The 1,705-nt window shown below is 43.2% G+C and carries 2 protein-coding genes; both read left to right on the top strand.

Annotated features, from left to right (window positions below; genetic code table 11):
* The first annotated feature begins 698 nt into the window (after positions 1–698).
* The gene (locus F6K37_RS41180; RefSeq protein WP_287257053.1) at positions 699–875 is read left to right on the top strand and encodes a hypothetical protein; all 177 of its coding nucleotides are present in this window, start codon (positions 699–701) and stop codon (positions 873–875) included.
* A gap of 373 nt (positions 876–1,248) precedes the next feature.
* A complete protein-coding gene (locus F6K37_RS41175) occupies positions 1,249–1,425 on the top strand; it encodes a hypothetical protein (RefSeq protein ID WP_008184275.1) in 177 nt (58 codons plus the stop codon).
* Positions 1,426–1,705: the final 280 nt, after the last annotated feature.

The raw sequence follows: 1,705 nt of genomic DNA, 5'->3' as shown, positions 1-1,705 counted from the left end.
CAAATACTATAATCCCTGTGTGTTCCAAGTTCCGATCAAATTAGAAGTACCGATTGTGCTCGACCTAGCTGTAGGTGCTAAGCGTAAGTGCTTTACTAAGTATGAGGAAATGGAGATCGAAGAGAACGGAGCGGGTACTGAGCCAGCCGAACCGGTTAGCACTTAGTCTGTTTAGGAATCTTTGACGGCTGGCTTTTAAATTCTGGGCAGAAATTAAGTCCTATCTCTCCTCCCTCCTGAGCTCAGGAGGGAGGAGTTTTATTGTAGACCTTAACCGTAAGCTATCAGCGTGTCGCGTATCAGCTAATGCGCTACGCGCACGCTACTTGATGTGTTTATGGGCACCCTTGGCCAAAGGCCAATGGCTGACCGCTGAGAGCACCTCAAGTAGCACCATCTCTAGCGCATATGCGTAAGATGGGCAAATCCCCAGACTTTCAATTTTGTAAAATCTCGAACTATTAAATTCTCCCGTTCCCGTAGCGTGGCCATAGGCCTGCATAGGTTTATTTTAAGCGTGATAGCTGACAGCTGACAGCTGACAGCTGAATGCTTACCCTTAACCGATAATCACCCAGTTAAGCCATCCTATTATCAGCTGCTGAAAAGGTACCCTCAAGGGTACTGCCAAGAGGGATTTAGATCTGACATTATATAAATGTGTTGATTGAAATTAATTACAGCAAGAGGTAAAACCCATGCCTTACAAATACCATAAACCCTGTGTGTTCCAAGTTCCGATCAAATTAGAAGTACCAATTGTGCTCGACCTAGCTGTAGGTGCTAAGCGTAAGTGCTTTACTAAATATGAGGAAATGGAACTCGAAGAGAACGGAGCGGCTACTGATCAGTCCCCCGAACCAGTTAGCACTTAGTATCTTTAGCAATCTTTGACAGGAATCTTTGACGGTTGGCTTTGAAATTATCGGCATAAATTAAGTCCTATCTCTCCTCTGTTTCCTCCCTCCTGAGCTCAGGAGGGAGGAGTTTTATTGTAGACCTTAAGCGATAATCACCCCCACCAATACCGAACCAGACAAAAATCGTAGGGTGGGCATTGATCAGGAAGATTAAAATTAGTGAGCCTATAAATTAAATGAGCAATGCCCACCAATACCGAGGCTAAGTTATGAAACACTATCATATCACCTCATAAAAGGTACCCTCAAGGGTACTGCCAAGCCAGAGTTAGATTTGACATTATATAAATGTGTTGATTGAAATTAATTACAGCAAGAGGTAAAACCCATGCCTTACAAATACGATAAACCCTGTGTGTTCCAAGTTCCGATCAAATTAGAAGTACCAATTGTGCTCGACCTAGCTGTAGGTGCTAAGCGTAAGTGCTTTACTAAGTATGAGGAAATGGAGATCGAAGAGAACGGAGCGGCTACTGATCAGTCCACCGAACCAGTTACCAGTTAGTTTCTTTAAGAATATTTGACGGCTGGCTTTTAAAGTCTGGGCATAAATTAAGTCCTATCTCTCCTCTCTATCCTCCATCCTAAGCTCAGGATGGAGGAGTTTTATTGTAGACGAAAACCGATACCCTTTATGCCCTGATCTGATCAGCTGCTGAAAAGGTACCCTCAAGGGTACTGCCAAGCCAGGGTTAGATTTGACATTATATAAATGTGTTGATTGAAATTAATTACAGCAAGAGGTAAAACCCATGCCTTACAAATACCATAAACCCTGTGTGTTC

This window comes from Moorena sp. SIO4E2, assembly GCF_010671945.1.
GTDB classification, from domain to species: Bacteria; Cyanobacteriota; Cyanobacteriia; order Cyanobacteriales; family Coleofasciculaceae; genus Moorena; species Moorena producens.
The sequence above is the reverse complement of the archived record's forward strand: the minus strand, read 5'-3'. Positions and strand labels throughout refer to the sequence as shown.